Annotated in this window: 19 protein-coding genes and 1 pseudogene; 12 read left to right on the top strand and 8 right to left on the bottom strand. The window is 72.1% G+C overall.

Features of this window, described 5'->3' with window-relative positions:
• Nucleotides 1-36: 36 nt before the first annotated feature.
• Genes AB0P17_RS01420 through AB0P17_RS01405 form a run of 4 tightly spaced genes read right to left on the bottom strand, consistent with a single transcriptional unit; the run spans nt 37 to nt 5,027 of the window.
• Nucleotides 37-1,494 carry an ADP-ribosylglycohydrolase family protein gene (locus AB0P17_RS01420; protein ID WP_365806524.1) on the bottom strand — a complete coding sequence of 486 codons (1,458 nt, stop codon included), beginning with the start codon at nt 1,492-1,494 and terminating at the stop codon, nt 37-39.
• A complete protein-coding gene (locus tag AB0P17_RS01415; protein WP_365806522.1) occupies nt 1,491-2,771 on the bottom strand; it encodes an ADP-ribosylglycohydrolase family protein in 1,281 nt (426 codons plus the stop codon). Before AB0P17_RS01415 ends, AB0P17_RS01420 begins: the two co-directional genes overlap by 4 nt.
• A complete protein-coding gene (locus AB0P17_RS01410) occupies nt 2,713-4,005 on the bottom strand; it encodes an ADP-ribosylglycohydrolase family protein (protein ID WP_365806521.1) in 1,293 nt (430 codons plus the stop codon). Before AB0P17_RS01410 ends, AB0P17_RS01415 begins: the two co-directional genes overlap by 59 nt.
• Entirely contained in the window at nt 4,002-5,027 is a 1,026-nt protein-coding gene (locus AB0P17_RS01405; RefSeq protein WP_365806519.1) for an ADP-ribosylglycohydrolase family protein, read from the bottom strand. The genes AB0P17_RS01410 and AB0P17_RS01405 overlap by 4 nt, the downstream gene beginning before the upstream one ends.
• A 375-nt stretch (nt 5,028-5,402) precedes the next feature.
• Here AB0P17_RS01405 and AB0P17_RS01400 point away from each other — a divergent pair, with 375 nt between their 5' ends.
• The 5 genes from AB0P17_RS01400 (at nt 5,403) to AB0P17_RS01380 (ending at nt 14,232) form a co-directional block, all read left to right on the top strand.
• On the top strand, nt 5,403-6,131 hold the full coding sequence (locus tag AB0P17_RS01400) for a VIT1/CCC1 transporter family protein (RefSeq protein WP_365806517.1): 729 nt from the start codon (nt 5,403-5,405) through the stop codon (nt 6,129-6,131).
• A 474-nt stretch (nt 6,132-6,605) separates the two neighbouring features.
• Complete coding sequence (gltB, locus tag AB0P17_RS01395) at nt 6,606-11,174, top strand: glutamate synthase large subunit (RefSeq protein WP_365806515.1); 4,569 nt, start codon at nt 6,606-6,608, stop codon at nt 11,172-11,174.
• Entirely contained in the window at nt 11,167-12,627 is a 1,461-nt protein-coding gene (locus tag AB0P17_RS01390) for a glutamate synthase subunit beta (RefSeq protein WP_365806513.1), read from the top strand. Before gltB ends, AB0P17_RS01390 begins: the two co-directional genes overlap by 8 nt.
• Nucleotides 12,628-12,883: 256 nt before the next feature.
• On the top strand, nt 12,884-13,633 hold the full coding sequence (locus tag AB0P17_RS01385) for a VWA domain-containing protein (protein ID WP_365806512.1): 750 nt from the start codon (nt 12,884-12,886) through the stop codon (nt 13,631-13,633).
• Nucleotides 13,630-14,232: a HutD family protein gene (locus AB0P17_RS01380; protein ID WP_365806510.1), complete on the top strand. Its 603-nt coding sequence runs from the start codon at nt 13,630-13,632 to the stop codon at nt 14,230-14,232. The genes AB0P17_RS01385 and AB0P17_RS01380 overlap by 4 nt, the downstream gene beginning before the upstream one ends.
• Here the strand turns inward: AB0P17_RS01380 and AB0P17_RS01375 are convergent.
• Both AB0P17_RS01375 and AB0P17_RS01370 read right to left on the bottom strand, forming a co-directional pair.
• Nucleotides 14,195-14,452: a ferredoxin gene (locus AB0P17_RS01375; RefSeq protein ID WP_365806508.1), complete on the bottom strand. Its 258-nt coding sequence runs from the start codon at nt 14,450-14,452 to the stop codon at nt 14,195-14,197. The genes AB0P17_RS01380 and AB0P17_RS01375 overlap by 38 nt on opposite strands.
• A 13-nt stretch (nt 14,453-14,465) precedes the next feature.
• Nucleotides 14,466-15,650, bottom strand: coding sequence for a cytochrome P450 (locus tag AB0P17_RS01370; RefSeq protein WP_365806906.1), 1,185 nt, complete (start codon nt 15,648-15,650; stop codon nt 14,466-14,468).
• 215 nt (nt 15,651-15,865) lie between these two features.
• Between AB0P17_RS01370 and AB0P17_RS01365 the strand changes: the two genes are divergently transcribed.
• The gene (locus AB0P17_RS01365) at nt 15,866-16,522 is read left to right on the top strand and encodes a helix-turn-helix domain-containing protein (RefSeq protein WP_365806507.1); all 657 of its coding nucleotides are present in this window, start codon (nt 15,866-15,868) and stop codon (nt 16,520-16,522) included.
• Between the two features lie 16 nt (nt 16,523-16,538).
• On the opposite strand, the gene AB0P17_RS01360 is transcribed toward AB0P17_RS01365, so the two are convergent.
• A complete protein-coding gene (locus tag AB0P17_RS01360; RefSeq protein WP_365806506.1) occupies nt 16,539-16,781 on the bottom strand; it encodes a hypothetical protein in 243 nt (80 codons plus the stop codon).
• Entirely contained in the window at nt 16,765-17,019 is a 255-nt protein-coding gene (locus tag AB0P17_RS01355; protein ID WP_365806505.1) for a DUF6400 family protein, read from the bottom strand. Before AB0P17_RS01355 ends, AB0P17_RS01360 begins: the two co-directional genes overlap by 17 nt.
• A gap of 388 nt (nt 17,020-17,407) precedes the next feature.
• On the opposite strand from AB0P17_RS01355, the pseudogene AB0P17_RS01350 reads away from it, so the two are divergent.
• The 6 genes and pseudogenes from AB0P17_RS01350 to AB0P17_RS01325 all read left to right on the top strand — a co-directional run.
• Nucleotides 17,408-17,872 (top strand): annotated as a pseudogene (locus AB0P17_RS01350) (pyridoxamine 5'-phosphate oxidase family protein); the annotation flags it as partial.
• Nucleotides 17,873-18,194: 322 nt separating this feature from the next.
• On the top strand, nt 18,195-18,398 hold the full coding sequence (locus AB0P17_RS01345) for a cold-shock protein (protein ID WP_030379203.1): 204 nt from the start codon (nt 18,195-18,197) through the stop codon (nt 18,396-18,398).
• A gap of 110 nt (nt 18,399-18,508) precedes the next feature.
• Entirely contained in the window at nt 18,509-20,062 is a 1,554-nt protein-coding gene (locus tag AB0P17_RS01340; protein WP_365806504.1) for a DEAD/DEAH box helicase, read from the top strand.
• A gap of 171 nt (nt 20,063-20,233) precedes the next feature.
• Nucleotides 20,234-20,845, top strand: a complete 612-nt coding sequence (locus AB0P17_RS01335; protein WP_365806502.1) for a helix-turn-helix domain-containing protein — start codon at nt 20,234-20,236, stop codon at nt 20,843-20,845.
• 179 nt (nt 20,846-21,024) lie between these two features.
• A complete protein-coding gene (locus tag AB0P17_RS01330) occupies nt 21,025-22,158 on the top strand; it encodes a glycosyltransferase (RefSeq protein WP_365806500.1) in 1,134 nt (377 codons plus the stop codon).
• 19 nt (nt 22,159-22,177) lie between these two features.
• Nucleotides 22,178-22,267 (top strand): sodium/proton-translocating pyrophosphatase (locus AB0P17_RS01325; protein WP_365806904.1); only part of this gene is annotated, 90 nt, incomplete at its 3' end.

Genomic DNA, 22,267 nt, shown 5'->3' with positions numbered 1-22,267 from the left:
GCTCGGTCGGGTCGGTTGTCCCGGGCGTCTGCGGTGTCATGGGATCTCGATCTCGATCTCGGTACGGGGGGCGGTGCCGATGGCCGCGCGGGTCAGCTCCGCGAGGGTGTCGAAGCCGATGTCCTGGAAACCGGCGACGGAGGTCGCGAGCCGGTTCTTGAGCGGAGTGGTCCAGCGGTCGGGCAGCCGGGCCGGGTGGCCGGCCAGCAGCCCGGCGACCGAACCGGCCGTCGCGCCGTTCGAGTCGGTGTCCCAGCCCCCGGACACGGCACGGCAGATGGAGCCGCTGAAGTCGCCGTCCGCGTGAGTCAGGGCGGCCGCCAGCAGCGCCGCGTTCGGGACCGCGTGCACCCAGTGGTAGTGGCCGAGCTCGGTGTGCAGCACATCGGCCACGGCGTCGAACTCCCTTTCGGCGCGGGCGGTTTCGATGCCGAGACGCACCGCCGCCGCCAGCCGGGAGCGGGGCGGTACGACGGAGAGCCCGGCCCGCAGGCACGCGTGGACATCGGCGCTCCTGGCCGCCGTGGCGATGACCGCCGCGACGAACATCGCGCCGTACACACCGTTGGCGGTGTGGGTGAGCGTCGCGTCCCGGTGGGCCTGCGCGGCGGCGGAGGCCGGGTCGCCGGGGTGGGTCCAGCCGTGGGTGTCGGCCCGGATGGCGGCGCCGATCCACTCCCGGAACGGGTTGCGGTGCCGGGCGGTGTCCGGCGGCTCGATCCCGTCGAGCAGATTGCGGTACGCGATCCGCTCGGCGGTGAAGGTACGCCCGGCCGGCAGCTCCTCCAGCCACACCCGGGCGACCTGCGCGGTGGTGAACTCCGGCCCGTGGCGCCGCAGGAGCAGCAGATTGAGGAGCGGGTAGTTGAGGTCGTCGTCCTCCGGCATCCCGTCGATGTTCTCGGCGAGCGAGTTCGGCGCGGAGCGCCGGTTCCAGGGGTACGCGGCGGACAGCTCCGGGGGTACGCCGCGCGCGGTGAACCAGGTGCGCGGCGGCCAGTTGCCGGTGGCGCGGCCGAGGGCGCGGATGCCGGCGAGGGGGAGTTTCTCGACGGGCTTGCCGAGCAGACAGCCGGCGGCGCGGCCGAGCCAGGCGGCGTGCAACGCGGGCTGCGTCAGCGCCGGTCGGGCGTGCTGATCGCGTCCTTCCGCCGGTCCGGGGGGCCAGGAGGGGCAGGCCGCCCGGATCGCGGTGAGGTCGGTCGGCTCGGCCTCGGCGCGCGGCCGGGGCAGCTCGGCCAGCTCGTCGAGCAACTGCCCTGCCAGCGCGCGCAGTCGAGGGCCGGCCGGTGCCCCTGAGGCGCCGGCGCGATCCGGTGCGGGGGCGCCGCCCGCCGCGCGCCAGCGGCCGGCGATCTCCGAGGCGTCGCGGCCGTCCTCCGCCGCCTGGCGCAGCTCATGGCCGAGGAGATCCTCGGGCTGCACCCAGGTGAGGCGCAGACCCGTCGCCGTACGCCCCGTCGCCGTACGTCCGGTGGCCGCGCGTCCGGTCATCGCGCGTCCTGAATCCGACGCTCCGTCAGTTTCGTGAAGGCCGCCTCGTGGGCGCGGCGCCGCTCCCGGTCCAGGGCGAACACCTCGTACGTCACCTCCGTCAACTCCCGTGCCGGGGAACGGAGATCGAGACAGCTCGCCTCGGACACCCGGTCGGCCCACTCCGGTGGGACCGCCGCCGCGCCGCCGAGCGCCCCCGCGAGCGCGCCGCTCATCGTGGCGATCGAGTCGCAGTCGCGGCCGTAGTTCACCGAACCGAGCACCGTACGGCGGTAGTCGCCCGCGCCGATCAGCAACATGCCCAGTGCGATGGGCAGTTCCTCGATGGAGTGCAGCCGGGACGGTCTGCGGGCGCCCAGGGAGGGGGCGCGGTAGTGCGGGCCGACGGTGTCGAAGGGGGCGACGGCCTCGCGCAGTCCGCGCAGCGCCGACTCCGTGCAGCGGTGGCGGGAGGCGACCTCGCACACCGCCTCGATCGCGGCGCGCGTGCCGTCCTTCGCGACGGCGAGGCAGGTCTCCACCACCGTGGCGGGCGTGGCGCCCGGCGCGCAGGCGGCGGCGACGGCGGCGGCGAAGACACCGGCCGCCTCCCGCCCGTACGAGGACTGGTGGGCGCCCGCCACATCGATCGCCTCGGCGTAAGCGGCCTGCGGATGCGCGGCGTTGATCAGTCCCACCGGAGCCATGTACATTGCCGCGCCGCAGTTGACGATGTTGCCCGTGCCCGCCTCACGTGGGTCGACGTGCCCGTAGTGCACCCGGGTGACCAGCCACTTCTCGGCGAGGAAGAGTCGCTGCAGGGGCAGCGCCTCGGCCTCCAGCTCGGGGATCCAGCGGGGCGTAGAGATCAGGTCGGGGACGAGGTGCTCGGCGATCGCGTACGCGTCGAGGTGGTCGCGGACGCGTGCGTACACCCGGATCAGGGCGTGGGTCATCAGGGTGTCGTCGGTGATGTGGCCGTCGCCCTTGTGGTACGGGGCGAGCGGGCGCGCGGTGCGCCAGTCCTCGTACCACGGGCCGACGATGCCGGTCACCCGGCCGCCGTGCCGTTCCACGATCTGCTCGGGGGAGTACCCCTCGACCGGCCCGCCGAGCGCGTCGCCGACGGCCGCGCCGGTCAGCGCGCCGGTGATCCGGTCGGCGAGGGTCGTTGTGGTTGTGGTTGTGGTTGTGGTCGCGGTCGCAGGGCCGGGCGGGTCGGGAGGCGTGGCAGGAGATTCAGAGGTGACGGACGGTGGGGGAGTGCCGGGCGTCGGGGGAGTGCTCAGCGTCGTCATGTCGGAATTGTCCACCTGAAGCGGTCAGTTCCGTGGCTGCGAGGAGCCCGGCGAGTTCCACCAGATCCGTACCGGCGAACCGCGGCAGCGCGCACCCCGCGAGCGTGCGGCAGGCGTCCAGCCAGGCGACGGGCACGGCGTCCGCGCCCCCGAGCGCGCCGCTGAGCGCGCCGGCCAGGGCGGGGGCGGAGTCCGCGACCCGGGAGAGACAGGCGGCGGCGGGCACCGCGCCGCTGACCTCGCCACGGGCGGCGAGGGTCAGGGCGAGGGCGACGGGCACGGTCTCGGCCGCGGCGATGCCGTAGCTGTAGACGTGGTCGACGATCTGATGCTCCAGCAGTGGTACGAGGGCGAAGGCACCGGCCGGTTCCTCGGCGAAGTCCCGGGCCAGCTTGACGGCGTGGCGGGCGTTGCGGCCGATCTCCGTGGCGCACGGAAGCTGGTCGAGCGCGGCGTCCACGGCGGCCTCGGGTTCCGCGCCGCCGAGCGCGGCGGCGACCGCCGCGGCCGTGGCGCGGGCGCCGTGCACCCCGTCGCCGTCCTGGGTGTAGCGGGCGTCGAACTCGGCGAGCGCGGCGGCGCCGGACGGGTCGCCGGGGTGGACGGCGGCGAGGACGGCGGCGCGGACACAGGCCGCGTCGTCGAAGTAGTGCGGGTTGTCGTGGCCGGTGGCGGGCGGGCGCAGCCCGGTGGCGAGATTGCCGAGGCCCGCGCGTACCGAGATCCGGGCCCGCAGGGGCGGCACGGCCGACTCGACCTCGGGCGCGCGCGCCGCGGCGGCGGCGATCTCGCCGGCCAGGGAGTTCCAGGCGAGGTCGACGGCGACCCGCATCCGGCGCGCCGGGGCGCTCCCGTCGAAGCGCGGGCCGGCCGCGGCGAGCACGCACTCGGCGGCGAAGGCGGCCCACTCGGCGTCGTCGGAAGGGCCGAGCCGGAGCGGTTCGGGCGGCTGGTTGAGGGCGATCGGAACGGGGAGGGTGGTGGTCGCGTTCTGCTCGGCGAAGGTGTCCAGCTCGCGCGTGAGCCGCCGGGTCCACTCGGGCATCCGGGCCGCCCGGTGCCGCGCGGCGGGCCACCCGGCGGCGTCCCCGGCGGCGAGTCCGAGGAGCAGGCCCTCGATCCGCCGTACGGGAGCACGGCGCGCGGCGGGCGGGGCGTCGACGCGGGGACGGAGCCCCGTCACGCCCCCGTCCGTGGCGCGCCCGGCGCTGTCTCCGTGCAGTCCTGTCGTCATGAGGCCGCCTCTTCGTCGTCGTACGGGGTGAGCAGGTCCGCGATGTCCAGGACGTGGTAGCCGCGCATCGAGGGCAGACAGCTGCCCCGTACGGGGCCGATGGCCGAGGACCATTCCGGGGGGATCGCCCGCGCCCCCGACAGCGCTCCCGCCAGGGCGCCCGCGACCGCGGCCGTGGTGTCGGCGTCGCGTCCCATGTTGACGGCGGTGAGCACCGACGTACGGAAGTCACCGCGCGCCGCCGCGAACGCGCCGAAGGCCAGGCCCACCGCCTCCGGGGCCAGGTCGGTCCAGGGGTAGCCGCCGATGACCACCGCCGAACGGACCGCGCGCTCCCTCGTGAGGGTGTCGGGGTAGGCGCGCTCCGCGGCGACGACGCCGCGGCGCAGGGTGCGGGCCGTCCAGGAGTCCATGGGAACCACGGAGAGCGCCGCCGCGATCACCGAGGCCGGGCCGGCGCCCGTCATCGCGGCGGCCACCCCCGCCGCGACCGCCCGGCCGCCGTAGATGCCCTCGCCGTCGTGGCTGACCCGGCCGTCGACGGCGACCAGCCGCGCCGCCTCCTCGGGGCGGCCCGCCGCGAAGACCCCGAAGGGCGCGGCGCGCATCGCGAGCCCGTCGCTCCACGCGTGCCGGTGCTGGGCGGTGATCGGCGCGGCGAGCCCGCGCCTGAGGTTCTCCAGGGTGCCGCGCTCGCTGAAACCGGCGCCGCGGAACGGGCCCTCGTCGTGGTCCGCGAGCCAGTGGTGCCACGCTTTCTCGACATGGGCGACGGTCAGGGCCGAGCCGTGCCGGGCGAGCAGCAGCCCGGAGAAGATGGCGTACTCGGTGTCGTCCGTACCGGCCGGGCGGTCGGACACGAAGCCCTCGATCCGGCCCCAGCGCTGCCGGATCTCGGAGGGCCGCAGGTTCTCTGCGGGCGCGCCGAGCGCGTCGCCGACGGCCAGCCCCAGCAGCGCGCCGCGCGCCCGGTCACGTACCACCGCGATCCCGGCGGCGGGGTCGCATACGGTCTGCCCCATCGTGTGACCCCTTACCTGCGCCGCACCTGCGCCGCGCGAACACCGCACCCGTCGGACACTGCACCCGTCGAACACCGCACCCGCCGGACACCGCGTCCGTCGAACACCGCACCCGCCGACATGAACCTCGCGCCTTCTTTCCGGCATCCCTGCCACGCGGAACACCGGACAAGTCCCGTGCAACCCCCCTGTCACCCGGCTGGCATCCGGCGGCCCCACCACGGGTTCCATGCCGCCCCCGCCCCCCTCCCGCGGCCTGGTAAGTACGGCCTTCCTTGCTGGCGGGAGCGATTTTTCGTGCGTATTTTCGAAGCGTTGAGGGGTGTGGACCAGTCCGCGGACGGACCCGGAACCGCCCCCGTGAAGGGGAGAGCCATGTCCATCATCGAAACCGAGGCCACACTCCACGAGGCCCACCGCGACAATCACACGCACCGCGATGTGAACGGCGGCTGGCTGCGGCCCGCGGTGTTCGGCGCGATGGACGGGCTGGTCTCCAACCTGGCACTGATGACCGGGGTCGCCGGCGGCGCCGTCTCCCAGCAGACGATCGTGATCACCGGGCTGGCGGGGCTCGCCGCGGGCGCCTTCTCCATGGCCGCGGGCGAGTACACCTCCGTGGCCTCCCAGCGCGAGCTGGTGCAGGCCGAACTCGACGTCGAGCGGCGGGAGTTGCGTAAGCACCCGGCGGACGAGATGGCCGAGCTGGCCGCGCTCTACGTCTCCCGGGGTGTGGAGCCCGAGCTGGCCCGCGAGGTGGCCGAGCAGCTCTCGCGCGACCCCGAGCAGGCGCTGGAGATCCACGCCCGCGAGGAACTGGGCATCGACCCGGACGACCTGCCGTCGCCGCTGGTCGCCGCCGTGTCATCGTTCGGCTCCTTCGCGCTGGGCGCGCTGCTGCCGGTCCTGCCCTACCTGCTCGGCGCCACCGTGCTCTGGCCCGCGGTGCTGCTCGCCCTCGTCGGGCTCTTCGCCTGCGGTGCGCTGGTGGCCCGGGTGACCGCGCGGAGCTGGTGGTACAGCGGGCTGCGGCAGCTCGTCCTCGGCGGTACGGCCGCGGCGCTCACGTACGGGCTCGGAGCGCTGTTCGGCGCCGCGCTGTAACCCTCCTGAACCCCGCTGCCCCGGCCCCACCCGAGAGCCACGGCCCCGAAACCCTCCGTACATCCGCCCGGTACATCGCGCGGCCGAAATGTTTCCCTCGACGCGCGCCGTCCGGCAGGTAAAATCATCCTTCCTGTGACCTACGTCCCTGAGCGTTCCGGCCCGGTGGATGCGACACTATGCCTGGCGCCACATATGTAGCCGTAACCCGGCGGTTTCGAGTCGTTCATCACCGGGCATGAGGCGTAAGCGCCGCAGGCAACGAAGCCGGCTCCGCCTCGGCCGTACGGACGACGATCTGTCCGCACGCGCCCCCACATCCACCGTTACGAGCGGTGTCCACATGCTGGAACGCGCTATCCGCTTCCCGAGAAGCTTTCCATCATGTAACCTGCACGAAATTTCTTGGAGGGCCAGCGTCGTCCCTCGGTAAATGCATATGCCAAGCCGATACACACGACGACGGGAGAGCCGATGCGTTCCGACGCCTGGTCGCCCATGGACGGTCGCCCCGCCCCGCAAGGGATGTACGACCCCCGTAACGAGCACGACGCCTGCGGCGTCGGCTTTGTGGCCACCCTCACCGGTGTTGCCAGCCACGAGCTGGTGGAGCAGGCGCTGACCGTACTGCGCAATCTCGAACACCGCGGCGCCACCGGCTCCGAGCCCGACTCCGGCGACGGCGCCGGCATCCTCCTCCAGGTGCCGGACGCCTTCCTCCGCGAGGTCGCCGGATTCGAGCTGCCCGAGGCCGGCTCGTACGCCGTCGGCATCGGCTTCCTGCCCGCCGACGACGCCACGGACGCCGTCTCGCGCATCGAGACGATCGCCGCCGAAGAGGGCCTGAACGTCCTCGGCTGGCGCGAGGTCCCCGTCGCCCCCGAGCTGCTCGGCGCGTCCGCCCGCGCGACGATGCCCGCCTTCCGCCAGCTCTTCGTCGCGGACGGCACGAGCAGCGGCATCGCCCTGGACCGCAAGGCGTTCGTGCTGCGCAAGCGCGCCGAGCGCGAGGCGGGGGTCTACTTCCCCTCCCTGTCCGCCCGGACCGTCGTCTACAAGGGCATGCTCACCACCGGCCAGCTCGAACCGTTCTTCCCCGACCTGTCGGACCGCCGCTTCGCGACCGCCATCGCGCTGGTCCACTCACGGTTCTCCACCAACACCTTCCCGAGCTGGCCGCTCGCCCACCCGTACCGCTTCGTCGCGCACAACGGCGAGATCAACACGGTCAAGGGCAACCGCAACTGGATGCGCGCCCGCGAGTCCCAGCTCGCCTCCGGCCTCTTCGGCGCGGACCGTACGGAGAAGCTGGAGCGGATCTTCCCCGTCTGTACGCCGGACGCCTCCGACTCCGCCTCCTTCGACGAGGTCCTGGAGCTGATCCACCTCGGCGGCCGGTCGCTGCCGCACTCCGTGCTGATGATGGTCCCCGAGGCGTGGGAGAACCACGACTCGATGGACGCCGACCGGCGCGCCTTCTACCAGTTCCACGCCACGATGATGGAGCCGTGGGACGGCCCCGCCTGCGTCACCTTCACCGACGGCACCCAGGTCGGCGCGGTCCTCGACCGCAACGGGCTGCGCCCCGGGCGCTACTGGGTGACCGACGACGGACTCGTCGTCCTCTCCTCCGAGGTCGGCGTCCTCGACATCGACCCGGCGAAGGTCGTCCGCAAGGGCCGCCTCCAGCCCGGCCGGATGTTCCTCGTCGACACCGCCGAGCACCGCATCATCGAGGACGACGAGATCAAGGCGTCCCTCGCCGCCGAGCAGCCCTACAAGGAGTGGCTGGAGACCGGCGAGATCGAGCTGTCCGACCTCCCCGAGCGCGAGCACATCGTGCACACCCACGCTTCGGTCACCCGCCGCCAGCAGACCTTCGGCTACACCGAGGAGGAGCTGCGCGTCCTGCTCGCGCCGATGGCCCGCGCGGGCGCCGAGCCCATCGGCTCCATGGGTACGGACTCGCCGATCGCCGCGCTCTCCGCCCGGCCCCGGCTGCTCTTCGACTACTTCACCCAGCTCTTCGCGCAGGTCACCAACCCGCCGCTGGACGCCATCCGCGAGGAACTGGTCACCTCGCTGCGCTCCTCGCTCGGCCCCCAGGGCAACCTGCTGGAGCCGACCGCCGCGTCCTGCCGCAGCGTCACCCTGCCCTTCCCGGTGATCGACAACGACGAGCTGGCCAAGCTCGTCCACATAAACGCGGACGGCGACATGCCGGGCATGAAGGCCGCCACGCTCTCCGGTCTCTACCGGGTGAGCGGCGGCGGTGACGCCCTCGCCGCCCGGATCGAGGAGATCTGCGCCGAGACCGACGCCGCCATCGAGAGCGGCGCCCGGATCATCGTGCTCTCGGACCGGCACTCCGACGCCGAGCACGCGCCGATCCCCTCGCTGCTGCTCACCGCCGCCGTCCACCACCACCTCATCCGTACCAAGCAGCGCACCCAGGTGGGGCTGCTGGTCGAGGCCGGCGACGTCCGCGAGGTGCACCACGTCGCGCTGCTCATCGGCTTCGGCGCCGCCGCCGTCAACCCGTACCTCGCCATGGAGTCCGTCGAGGACCTGGTCCGCGCCGGTACGTTCATCGAGGGCCTGACGGCCGAGCAGGCGATCCGCAACCTGATCTACGCGCTCGGCAAGGGCGTCCTCAAGGTGATGTCCAAGATGGGCATCTCCACCGTCGCCTCCTACCGCGGCGCGCAGGTCTTCGAGGCCGTCGGCCTGGACCAGGCGTTCGTCGACAAGTACTTCAACGGCACCGCCACCAAGATCGGCGGCGCCGGTCTCGATGTCGTCGCCCAGGAGGTCGCCGCCCGGCACGCCAAGGGCTACCCGGCCTCCGGGATCTCCGCGAGCCACCGCAAGCTGGAGATCGGCGGCGAGTACCAGTGGCGCCGCGAGGGCGAGCCGCACCTGTTCGACCCGGAGACGGTCTTCCGCCTCCAGCACGCCACGCGCTCGCGCCGCTACGACGTCTTCAAGCAGTACACCGACCGGGTGAACGAGCAGTCCGAGCGGCTGATGACACTGCGTGGCCTCTTCAACTTCGCCTCCGGCCGGGCGCCCGTACCGCTGGACGAGGTCGAGCCCGCCTCCGACATCGTCAAGCGCTTCTCCACCGGCGCCATGTCGTACGGCTCCATCTCCCAGGAGGCGCACGAGACGCTGGCCATCGCCATGAACCAGCTCGGCGCCAAGTCCAACACCGGCGAGGGCGGCGAGGACGCGGAGCGGCTGTACGACCCGGCCCGCCGCTCCTCCATCAAGCAGGTCGCCTCCGGACGCTTCGGCGTCACCAGCGAGTACCTCGTCAACGCCGACGACATCCAGATCAAGATGGCCCAGGGCGCCAAGCCCGGCGAGGGCGGCCAGCTGCCGGGCCACAAGGTCTACCCGTGGGTCGCGAAGACCCGGCACTCCACCCCCGGCGTCGGCCTGATCTCCCCGCCGCCGCACCACGACATCTACTCCATCGAGGACCTCGCCCAGCTCATTCACGACCTGAAGAACGCCAGCCCGCAGGCCCGCATCCACGTGAAGCTGGTCTCCGAGGTCGGCGTCGGCACCGTCGCCGCCGGTGTCTCCAAGGCACACGCCGACGTCGTGCTGATCTCCGGACACGACGGCGGCACGGGCGCCTCCCCGCTCACCTCGCTCAAGCACGCGGGCGGCCCCTGGGAGCTGGGCCTCGCCGAGACCCAGCAGACCCTGCTGCTCAACGGCCTGCGCGACCGTATCGTCGTGCAGACCGACGGCCAGCTCAAGACCGGCCGCGACGTCGTCATCGCCGCGCTCCTCGGCGCCGAGGAGTACGGATTCGCGACCGCGCCGCTCGTCGTCTCCGGCTGCGTCATGATGCGCGTCTGCCACCTCGACACCTGCCCGGTCGGCATCGCCACCCAGAACCCGGTGCTGCGCGAGCGCTTCTCCGGCAAGGCCGAGTACATCGTCAACTTCTTCCAGTTCATCGCCGAAGAGGTCCGCGAACTCCTCGCCGAGCTGGGCTTCCGCAGCCTCGAAGAGGCCGTGGGCCACGCCGAACTCCTCGACACCGAGCGCGCCGTCGACCACTGGAAGGCGCAGGGTCTCGACCTCGCGCCCCTCTTCCACGTACCGGAGCTGCCCGAGAACGCCCCGCGCCACCAGGTCGTCGCGCAGGACCACGGCCTGGAGAAGGCCCTCGACAACGAGCTGATCAAGCTTGCCGCCGACGCGCTGGGCGCGGACAGCGCCGAGGCCGCCCAGCCCGTACGGGCGCAGGTCGCCATCCGGAACATCAACCGGACCGTGGGCACCATGCTCGGCCACCAGGTGACCAAGAAGTTCGGTGGCGCGGGCCTGCCCGACGACACCATCGACATCACCTTCACCGGCTCCGCGGGCCAGTCCTTCGGCGCCTTCCTGCCGAGCGGCGTCACCCTGCGCCTGGAGGGCGACGCCAACGACTACGTCGGCAAGGGCCTCTCCGGCGGCCGGGTCGTCGTACGCCCCGACCGCGGCGCCGACCACCTGGCCGAGTACTCCACCATCGCCGGCAACACCATCGCCTACGGCGCCACCGGCGGCGAGCTGTTCCTGCGCGGCCGCACCGGCGAACGCTTCTGCGTCCGCAACTCCGGCGCGACGGTCGTCTCCGAGGGCGTCGGCGACCACGGCTGCGAGTACATGACCGGCGGCCACGCCGTCGTCCTCGGCGAGACCGGACGCAACTTCGCGGCCGGCATGTCCGGCGGCGTCGCGTACGTCGTCGACCTCGACCCGGACAACGTCAACGCCGGGAACCTGTCGGCCGTCGAACCCCTCGACGACACCGACAAGCAGTGGCTGCACGACGTGGTGCGCCGCCACCAGGAGGAGACGGGCTCCACCGTCGCCGGGAAGCTGCTGGCCGAGTGGGACACCGCGGTGGACCGCTTCAGCAAGATCATCCCGACCACTTACAAGGCAGTGCTCGCCGCCAAGGACGCCGCCGAGCTGGCAGGTCTCTCCGAGACCGAGACCACCGAGAAGATGATGGAGGCGGCGACCAATGGCTGACCCGAAGGGCTTCCTCACCACCGGGCGCGAAGTCGCCACGTCCCGCCCCGTCGAGGAGCGCGTGAAGGACTGGAACGAGGTCTACGTTCCGGGCTCGCTGCTCCCCATCATCAGCAAGCAGGCCGGGCGCTGCATGGACTGCGGCATCCCGTTCTGTCACAACGGCTGTCCGCTCGGAAACCTGATCCCCGAGTGGAACGACTACGCCTACCGCGAGGACTGGACGGCGGCGAGCGAGCGCCTGCACGCCACCAACAACTTCCCGGAGTTCACCGGACGGCTCTGCCCGGCGCCCTGCGAGTCCGCCTGCGTCCTCGCGATCAACCAGCCGGCCGTCACCATCAAGAACGTCGAAGTCTCCATCATCGACAAGGCGTGGGACAGCGGCGACGTCACCCCGCAGCCGCCCGAGCGCCTCTCCGGCAAGACCGTCGCCGTCATCGGCTCGGGCCCGGCCGGCCTCGCGGCCGCCCAGCAGCTCACCCGGGCCGGTCACACGGTCGTGGTGTACGAGCGCGCCGACCGCATCGGCGGGCTGCTGCGCTACGGCATCCCCGAGTTCAAGATGGAGAAGTCGCACATCAACCGCCGTATCGAGCAGATGCGCGCGGAGGGCACCAAGTTCCGTACCGAGACCGAGATCGGCCGGGACATCACCGCGCAGACGCTGCGCAAGCGGTACGACGCCGTGGTCATCGCCGCGGGCGCCACGGTCTCGCGCGACCTGCCCGTCCCGGGCCGCGACCTCAAGGGCATCCACTTCGCGATGGAGTACCTGCCCCTCTCCAACAAGGTGCAGGAGGGCGACCTGACGGTCTCCCCGATCACCGCCGAGGGCAAGCACGTGGTCGTCATCGGCGGCGGCGACACCGGCGCGGACTGCGTCGGTACGGCGCACCGCCAGGGCGCCGCCTCCGTCACCCAGCTGGAGATCATGCCGAAGCCCGGCGCCGAGCGCGCGGCGCACCAGCCGTGGCCGACCTTCCCCATGCTCTACAAGGTCACCTCCGCGCACGAGGAGGGCGGCGAGCGGATCTACTCCGTCTCCACCACCCACTTCGAGGGCGACGAGGACGGCAACGTCCAGTCCCTGCACCTGATCGAGGTGGAGTTCAAGGACGGCAAGCTGGAGCAGAAGGCGGGCACGGAGCGCGTCCTCCCCGCCCAGCTCGTCACACTGGCGATGGGCTTCACCGGCACCGACCAGGAGAACGGCCTGGTCGAGCAGTTCGGCCTCGACCTCGACCAGCGGGGCAACATCGCGCGGGACGCGGACTTCGCGACCAACGTGCCCGGCGTGTACGTCGCGGGTGACGCGGGCCGTGGCCAGTCCCTGATCGTGTGGGCGATCGCGGAGGGCCGCTCGGCGGCGGCGGGCGTGGACCGCCACCTCACCGGGGCCAGCGACCTGCCGGCCCCGATCCGCCCGACGGACCGCGCGCTGATGGCCTGATCGACCGATACCGCACCACGCACCACCGCACCACCGCACCACCCAAGAGACTCCCGTACAACGGCGTACGGGCGGTGTCGGCCCGGGGAGCGTCTCCCGGGCCCTCCCGCAAGACGCGGCGCCTGCCCCAGTCCCCGACCGGACCCATGGCAGGCGCCGTGGCGTGCGTCCGGGGACCGGTGCGTCCGGGACCGGCGCGTCCGAACCAGTGGGAGAATCAGGGGAATTCAGCCCCGTCGACCGAAGAGGACCGTGCATGGTCACCGCCCCTGGTTCCGCACCGTCCGGCCCGGCCATCAGCCTGCGCAAGGTGGAGGAGACGGCCCCCGCGCTGGTCAGCCTCTACAAGAGCGCGAAGGTGTCGCTGGAGAAGAACGGGCTGAGCGGGGAGCGCGCGGCCGTCTACCTCGTCCTCGACTACTCGGGCTCGATGCGGGAGTACTACCGGGACGGCACCGTCCAGGCCCTCGCGGACCGGGTCCTCGGTCTCTCCGCGAACCTGGACGACGACGGCATCGTCCCCGTCATCGTCTTCTCCACCGACATCGACGCGGAGACGGACATCTCCCTCGCCGGTCACGAGGACCGTATCGCCAAGATCATCGCCTCCCTGGGGCAGATGGGGAAGACCAGCTACCACCTGGCGATGGACGCCGTGATCGACCACTACCTCGACAGCGGCTCGACCGCCCCCGCCCTCGTCGTCTTCCAGACGGACGGCGGCCCGATCAGCAGGCCTGCGGCCGAGCGCTACCTCTGCAAGGCCGCCAGGCTGCCGCTGTTCTGGCAGTTCATCGGCTTCGGCGACCCGGACAGCCGCCAGTTCGACTTTCTCCGCAAGCTCGACGAACTCCCGGTACCGGAGAAACGCGCCGTCGACAACGCGGGCTTCTTCCACGCGGGCCAGGACCCGCGCGAACTCCCGGACAGCGAGCTGTACGACCGGCTGACCGGCGAGTTCCCGCACTGGCTGGCAGCCGCCCGGGCGCAGGGCATCGTCCCGTGACGCTCCGTGTCCTGCGCGCCGGGAGCCGCGCCGCCGTACCGTGGCGCAACGGCGGCGGCGTCACCCGGGAGATCGCCGCCCGGCCCGAAGGCGCCGGGACGACCGGGTTCGACTGGCGGATCAGCCTCGCGGATGTCGCGGCGGACGGTCCGTTCTCCGCCTTCCCCGGCGTCGACCGGATCCTGACCATGGTCGAGGGCGCGGGCATGGACCTCACGGTCGGCGGACGGCGCCGGCTGGTCGACGAGGCCTACGTCCCTGCGTCCTTCCCGGGGGACCAGCCGACCGACTGCCTTCTCCTGGCGGGCCCGGTCGTCAACTTCAACGTCATGTACGACAGGGCCCGTACATCCGCGGAGGTCGCCGTCGTACGGGGCACCCACCCCGTCCCCGTACCCGTGGCGGGCGGTGGGACGGTGGTGGCCGTGGCCCTGGAGACACCGGTGGTGCTGGAGACACCGATGGCCCGGGGCTGCACCGCGCTCGACCGCTACGACGCGGCGGTCCTGACGCCCGCCTCCGGCCCGGTGACCCTCCGCGGCGAGGGGCGCACGGCGCTCGTCACGCTCCGGAGCGTCCGGCAGGACCGGTCGGGCTGAGCGGACCGGACCCGCGCGCCTTCAGCGCGAGCGCCCCGCTCGGGCAGATGTGCACCGCCTCCCGTACCTTGTCGAGATCGTCCTCGCCGACCTCGTCGGCCAGGACGACCACCGTCCCGTCCTCCTCGCTCTGGTCGAACAGCTCAGGCGCCGTGAGGACACACTGGCCGGCGCCCACGCAGCGCTCGCGGTCCGCGACGATCCGCAGTTCGGTGCTCATGGGTTCTCCCTTCTCACCAACTGACCGGCAGCTCGTATATGCCGTAGACGGTGCTGTCGTCCTTGAACGCCAGCTTCTCGACGGGCGCCGCGAGCTTCAGCCCCGGGACCCGCCGGAACAGGGTGTCGAAGACGATCTGCAGCTCCATTCTGGCCAGGTTCTGCCCCAGGCACTGGTGCGCGCCGAACCCGAAGGCGAGGTGGTTACGGGCGCCGCGCTCGATGTCCAGCTCGTCCGGGCGCGGGTAGACCGCCGGATCGTGGTTGCCCGCGTTGCTGAGGACGAGTACCCCTTCGCCCTTCCGGATGAGCACCCCGCCCAGCTCCACGTCCGCCGCGGCCACGCGCGAGACCGCGGCGTCGGCGATGGTGAAGGAACGCAGCAGCTCCTCGACGGCCGCGGGGGTCCGCGCCGGGTCCGCGCGGAGCGCCGCCAGCTCGTCCGGGTGCTCCAGCAGCGCCATGGTGCCCAGGGAGATCATGTTCGCGGTGGTCTCGTGGCCCGCGATGAGCAGCAGGAACGCCAGGCCGATCAGTTCCTCACGGTCGTACGTGCCGTCCTCGCGGTGCTTCAGGATCTGCCGCCCGAGCAGATCGTCGGTCGGCTCCCGCTCCTTGTCCGCGATCAGGCTCTCCAGATACGCGTGCAACTCGTCCCGCGAGTGAACCTTCTTGGGGACCGCCGCGGTGCGGCTGATCAGCTGGGACGAATGCCGCTGGAAGAAGTCGTGGTCCGCGTACGGGACCCCCAGCTGCTCGCAGATGACCAGCGAGGGCACGGGCAGGGACAGCGCCGTCACCAGGTCCGCGGGGCGGGGCCCGGCGAGCATGGCGTCCAGACACTCGTCCACGATCTGCTGGATCCGGGGCTGGAGCGCCCGCATCCGCCGCACGGTGAACTCACCGAGCACGGTGCGCCGCGCCGGGCCGTGCTCCGGCGGATCCATGCTGATCATCGTGGGCAGCGCCTGGGCGGCGAGCGCCTGCGCACCCTCGCTGAGGGCGGGGAATCCGGGATCGGCCCGGTTCGAGCTGAAGCGGGGATCGGCGAGGAGCGTACGGATGTCCTCGTGCCGGCTGACCGCCCACGCGGTAGCACCGGTGGGCAGCGTGACCCGCGCGATCGGGGCCTCCTCGCGCAGCCGCTCGTACTCGCCCGGCGGGGCGTAGGGGCAGGCGCGGGGGATGGGCAGCGTCATATCGGTCCGATCGTTCTGATCGGACCGGCCGGTTACGCCGGGTCGGTCGTCGACATCGGGAGTGTTGCTCATCGGATCGCTCCATTTCAGGCGTACGGGCCAAAAGCGGATCACTCGTGCACACCTTCGACACTAACTAAGTGGAGGTTTTTCGTCCAGATGAGGGGTGGCAGAATCGGCCATCACTTACGGTGCCCTTATGGAAAGGCGGTGCCATGGCAGAAGACGCCGCAAGGCCCCTCCGGGCCGACGCCCGGCGTAACCGCGACCAGATCCTCGCGGCCGCCAAACGGGTGTTCGGCGCCCAGGGACCCGACGTACCGATGGAGGAGATCGCCCGGCAGGCCGGGGTCGGTACCGGCACGCTCTACCGGCGCTTCCCCGATCGGACGTCGCTCATGCTGGCCGTCGCGCACGACAGCTTCGCGAAGGTCCTCGCGGAGGCCGAGGCGGCGGTCGCCGAGGAGCGGAGCGCCTGGGACGCCCTGGTGAGACTGGTTCGCACGTCACGGGAGCTCCAGGTGAGCGTGCACCTCACGATCCTCTCCGCGTCGGCGTCCCACGCCGCCCTGGCGGATCCGGACGTCACCCGGTTCCAGGGTGAGCTGCTCGGGCTCCTGGACGAGGTGGTACACGCGGCCCAGCGGGAGGGCACCCTGCGCCGGGACGTCGGAACCGGCGATGTCGCCGCGCTGCTCTCCCTGCTGCTGCGGCCGCTGGGCGCCCTGCCGAGCATCACGTCCTGGCAGATGTCCGAGCGCGCCATGGCCCTGCTCCTCGACTCCCTGCGCACCCCGTCGCGCTCCCCCCTCCCGGGAGAACCCCTGACCCTGCACAACCTGAAACCCGGCCTCACCACGGACCCGCACTGACGGCTCGGCCCGATGCTCAGGGGCGGGTGCTGCCTCCGGGGCGGGTGATGCCGGGCCGGGTGTTCCATGACCACATGGAGGTGCACCGCGGGCACTGAAGGTGAAGAACGGGCCCGTTGTTGGAGATCAGATAGCGCCAGTGCTCGCCGCAGTTGCGGCGGTCGGCGCAGGTCGCGCAGCGGCGGGCGTCGTCGCAGACCGGGCAGGGCACCCAGGCGCGGCGGGCCGGGTCCGCCTGCGGGTCAATGGGCAGCCGCACGGCCAGGGGCCTCCCCGGGCAGGACACCGGCCGCCACCAGCATGTCGTACGTGCGCTGCTGCTCGTCGTCCAGGCCCGAGTAGAGGAGCGCGTAGGCCTCGTCCTCGCCCCGAAGGGCGGCGACCGGGTCCCAGTCGGGCCCGAGCGCGGCCACGACCTCCGCCCGTCGCCGGGCTTCCTCGAAGGTCAGGTCAATGGAGAAGGGTATGAGGCCGGGTGGTGTGCTGTCCTGGTTCATCGCGAGACTTCCGACGTGCTGACAGAGCCCCCATTCCTCTGTACCAGGCGTGTACGGCGGCAGGGAAGGGCGGCCCGAATCTCCCTGGAGTGGTCCGGGGCGTGGCTCCGCCCGGCCCATGGGCCGGGCGTCGTCGAATGGGCTGACGGAGATGGACGGTTGCCGCGACTGCGCGCCGAACGGAAGATCGGGTCCCTCGCGGAGGTGTGACGCACCTCATGCCACTTCATGCTCTCCGCTCGACTGACGCGACGGCTGTCCAAGGGGCCCGGCAAGGTGCTCCGGGCGCATCTCGCCCCGCCGCCCGCGGGGTGACCGCAGAGCGCACCCTGAACACGCGCGATAAAAGGCGACAGAAAGTGTCGGGTATCCGCGATTGGCTGTACTCATGACACTGACCTGGGCCGATTTCGTCTCGGCTGAGCCGCGCTTCGCCGGGACCGTTCAGCGGCGTTTCGGGAAGTACCGTCACCATGTGCTCGCCACTCTCAGAAAGGACGGCTCCCCGCGGGTCACCGGGCTCGAAGTCACCTTCCTGTGGGGGGAGTTGTGGCTCGGGATGATGCCCCATTCGCGCAAGGCGGAGGATCTGGTTCGCGATCCCCGATTTGCCGTGCACGCGAATCCGGGAACAGATGACCGAATGGCGGACGGGGATGTCAGGATCTGCGGGCGCGCCGTGGAGGTGCGGGACGGCGGGGCGCGGGCGCGGTTTGCCGGTGAGCTGTCGCCGCCGGAGCCGTTCCTGCTCTTCCGGGTCGAGCCGGAAGAGGTTGTGGAGACCGCCGTCGACGGGGCTGACCTGGTGGTACGGGTCTGGCGCCCGGGGCATCCGGTGAGCACCCTGCGGCGGGGCAACGGTGCGGAACCGGTGCGCGAGGAGCCGTACGAGGAGACGCGTACAGGGCCCGGCGAAGAGGCCCGGGTGGAGTCCCGTGAAGGCGCGTGACGCAAGGGCGCGATCATGTGGGGAGCACCACTCCGTGGCCGGCGACGGAGCGTGCTAGGCTGACCGCGTTGCAGTTTTGGTACCCATGAACTTTATGTGCGCCTGACGGGAATGTTCCTCAGGCGCATTATTGTTTTCGCCGGCTTCTCCGGATGGGGCTCAATGCGGCGACGAGGAATCCGTGAAGTGCGGGTTTCCGGCTCTGCACCTGTTTTAGGAGAATGACATGGCCAGCGGCACTGTGAAGTGGTTCAACTCGGAAAAGGGCTTCGGCTTCATCGAGCAGGACGGCGGCGGCGCCGACGTCTTCGCCCACTACTCCAACATCGCCACCTCGGGCTTCCGTGAGCTCCAGGAGGGCCAGAAGGTCACGTTCGACGTCACGCAGGGCCAGAAGGGCCCGCAGGCGGAGAACATCGTCCCGGCCTGATTTCCCGGACGTTGTACCTCGCAGCCGGGGCTCGCACCTGCACGGTGCGGGCCCCGGTTCGCGCTGTCCAAGGCCCCGGCCGTCCTCAGGCCCAGGAAGGCTAGTACCGAATGACTCGATCCGAACGCCCGGCACGTGCACCCAGACCTGCCGGTAAGCGCCCGGTGAACTCCCGTGCCAGGGGAGGCGCCGCGAAGGCACCCGCCCGCCGCCCCGCCCCCCGGCCGCAGGAATTCACGCTGCCGGAGACCCTCACCCCCGCACTGCCCGCCGTCGAGGCGTTCGACGAGCTGGACATGCCCGCAGGGCTGCTGAAGACCCTCACCGCCCAGGGCGTCACCCAACCCTTCCCGATCCAGGGCGCGACCCTGCCGAACTCCCTCGCGGGCCGGGACATCCTCGGCCGCGGACGGACCGGTTCCGGCAAGACGCTCGCCTTCGGGCTGGCGCTGCTGGCCCGTACGGCCGGCCGCCGCGCCGAGCCGCGCGCGCCGCTCGCCCTCGTGCTGGTGCCCACCCGCGAGCTGGCGCAGCAGGTCACCGACGCGCTCACCCCGTACGCGACCGCCGTCAACCTGAAGCTGACCACGGTCGTCGGCGGGCTCTCCATCGGCAAGCAGGCGGGCGCGCTGCGGCGTGGCGCCGAGGTACTCGTGGCCACGCCCGGGCGGCTGAAGGACCTCATCGAGCGCGGCGACTGCCGGCTCGACCAGGTCTCGATCACCGTGCTGGACGAGGCCGACCAGATGGCCGACATGGGCTTCATGCCCCAGGTCACGGCGCTGCTCAAGCAGGTCGAGCCGGACGGGCAGCGGATGCTGTTCTCGGCGACGCTGGACAAGAACATCGACCGGCTCGTACGGCAGTACCTCACCGACCCCGTCGTGCACTCCGTCGACCCGTCCCAGGGCGCGGTCACCACGATGGAGCACCACGTGCTGTACGTCCTGGACGAGACGGACAAGAAGGAAGTCACCACGCGGATCGCCGCGCGGGACGGCCGGGTCCTGCTCTTCCTGGACACCAAGCGCTCCGTGGACCGGCTGGTCAAGCGGCTGCTGGCGAGCGGTGTACGGGCCTCGGGGCTGCACGGCGGCCGTTCGCAGCCGCAGCGCAACCGGACCCTCGAACAGTTCAAGAACGGTCTGGTCACCTGCCTCGTGGCGACCAATGTGGCGGCGCGCGGCATCCATGTCGACGATCTCGACCTGGTCGTGAACGTGGACCCGCCCGTCGACCACAAGGACTACCTCCACCGCGGCGGGCGCACCGCCAGGGCGGGGGAGTCCGGCAGTGTCGTCACGCTCGTCCTGCCCGAGCAGCGGCGCGAGATGACCCGGCTGATGTCCGACGCGGGGATCGCGCCGAAGTCCGCGCGGATCAAGTCCACGGACGAGGAACTGGCGACGCTCACCGGTGCGCGGGTGCCCTCCGGGGTCGCCGTCACCATCGAGGTGCCGCAGCCCCCGGTCCAGCAGAAGCCGAAGGCGCAGCGGACCCGCACGTCCCGGCCGTCCCGGAGCAACACGGGCGGCGGCGCGGGCGCGACCGGTGGCGGATCGTCCCGCGGTGGCCGTGGCCGCCGCGGCGGCTCCGGCGGTTCCGGCGGCGCGGGCGGCGGCTCCGGCCGCGGCGCCCAGGGCGGACGGCGTACCGCCGCCTGAGCGCGAACGACTGAAGGCGGGGCCCGGCGGCGCGGAGGAACGCGCTGCCGGGCCCCGGCCGTTGTGCGTGGGGGAGGGAGAGGGAGGGGGAGGCGAAGTCGCGGCGGTGGCCGCTTCCGGCGGACCGGTCGGCGGGCCATGGCCCCCCGGGGTGCTTCCTATACTGGCCGCATGTCTCCCCGTGTGTACCGCTCGACCGTGCGTGAACAGGCGGCCGCGGCGACGCGAACGGCGATTCTGGACACGGCCGAGGCACTGTTCGCGGATCACGGCTACGCCCGGGTCACCGTCAAGCGCGTGGCCGAGGCGGCGGAGGTCGCCCAGGGAACGGTCTACGCGGCCTTCGGCAGCAAGCCCGCCCTGGTCGCCGCGCTGACCGAGCGCGCCGCCGGGGACGCCGGCATCGGCGACACCCTCGCCGCGGTCGAACGGGCCACGACCGGCGAGGAGGTGGTGCGCCTGGTGGTGCGTCAGACCCGCGATCTGGGACGGCGGCACAGCCGGAGCATGACCGTCCTGTTCGAAGCCGCCGCGGTGGACCAGGACATCGCCGAACTGCTGCGCAAGACGGAGGAACTCCGGCGGGAGCGCTACGGCCGGGTGGCGAGCCGTCTGGAGCGACTCGGCGCCCTGCGCCCCGGCATCACCGTGAGCGATGCCGTACGGGTCCTGGAGTACTTCGTGACACCGCAGTCCTGGCACCGGACGCGTCAGCTCGGGTGGGACTGGGAGCGTGCGGAGGTATTCCTCGTCGACGTGGTCGGTGCCGCGCTGTTGCCGTAGGGCCTCTCGTCCGGGCCGGGCTGGGCTCGTGTGCCCGCAGGGACATCAGCCGCTGCCCCGGCGGGCGCTCCCTGATCGAGCCCGATCCGAACGACGGGCCTTCGGTCGCGCTTTTCCCGCGCCAAGTGCGGCTGCATTCAATGAAGTTCAACTTCAGTCAATGTCCTAGACTCGGCGTCATGCGCATCCTTTTCTCCAGCACCCCGGGCTATGGCCACCTCCTGCCGCAGCTTCCCCTCGCCCGCGCGTTCCGTGACCGCGGTGACGAGGTCGCCGTACTCACCTCCGAGTCCTTCAGGCCGCTGCTCGCCGCCGAGGACATCCCTCTGTTCGCCGTCGGCCCCGAGGTGCCCGAGATACTGGCGGAGGCGGCCCGCCGCTCCGGTGCGAGCGCGGCCACGGAACCCACACCGGCGGCCGTCGCGGAGTTCTTCGCCGGCACGCGTGTCGACCTCACCGCGGACGCGGCACTCGACGCGGGGCGTGAGTTCCGGCCCGACCTGGTCGTCGGCGAGGCGACGGACTACGTGGGGCCGCTCGTCGCCGCCGCGCTGGAGGTGCCGTTCGCCAAGCTGGCGTTCGGCCCCCAGATGCCCGCCGAGTTCACCGATGTCTTCGACTCGGTCGTCGAGAGCCGCCACAAGGAGCGCGGCCTGACGGTGCCCCCGCCCGCCTGGTATCTCGACCCGTGCCCCGAACTGCTCCAGGGGCCCGGCTGGGAGCCGCCGCAGGGCCACCTTCCGCTGCGCCCCGAGGCTCATCAGGGCCCCGGTGCCGGTGCGGCGCCCACCCTCGCGGCGCCGACGGCCGACGGCGCGCGCCCCAGGGTGCTGCTCTCCTTCGGCACCAACTACGCCGAGCCGGCCGTCCTGCGGCCGCTCATCGACGCCCTCACGCCGACAGCCGACGTCGTCGTCACCCTCGGTCTGACCGCCACCGCCGCCGACTACGGTGACGGGCTCGACCGGGTCGACTTCGTCGGCTTCACCCCCTTCGACGAACTGCTCGACGGCATCGACCTGGTCGTCACCCACGGCGGGGCCGGTACGGTGCTCGGCACCCTCGCCCACGGCCTGCCCATGGTCGTCGTACCGCAGGGAGCCGACCAGTTCCTCAACGCCGCCGCCGTCGCGGGCGCGCGGGCCGGGGTCGCCGTGCTGCCGCCGGCCGCCCCCGAGGCCGTGGCGCAGGCCATGGCCGAGGTGCTCGGCCGTCCCGAGTTCCGGGACAACGCCGGCCGCGCCGCCGCGCAGATCGCCGCGATGGCCTCGCCCTCCGAGGTCGCGGAGCGGCTCGCCGCCGCCCTCGGCTGATCCGTCCCCGCGGGTCGCGGTGGCCCTGGCCGGCACGGGGCTGCTCACCACGGTCGGCGTCATCGTCGCCATGGACACCTTCGGGCCGGTCTCCGACAACGCGCAGGGC

Origin of the sequence: Streptomyces sp. NPDC088124 (genome assembly GCF_040685895.1) — a bacterium.
Lineage (GTDB): Bacteria > Actinomycetota > Actinomycetes > Streptomycetales > Streptomycetaceae > Streptomyces.
Note: the sequence above shows the minus strand (reverse complement) of the source record. Positions and strands in the feature narration are given on the sequence as shown.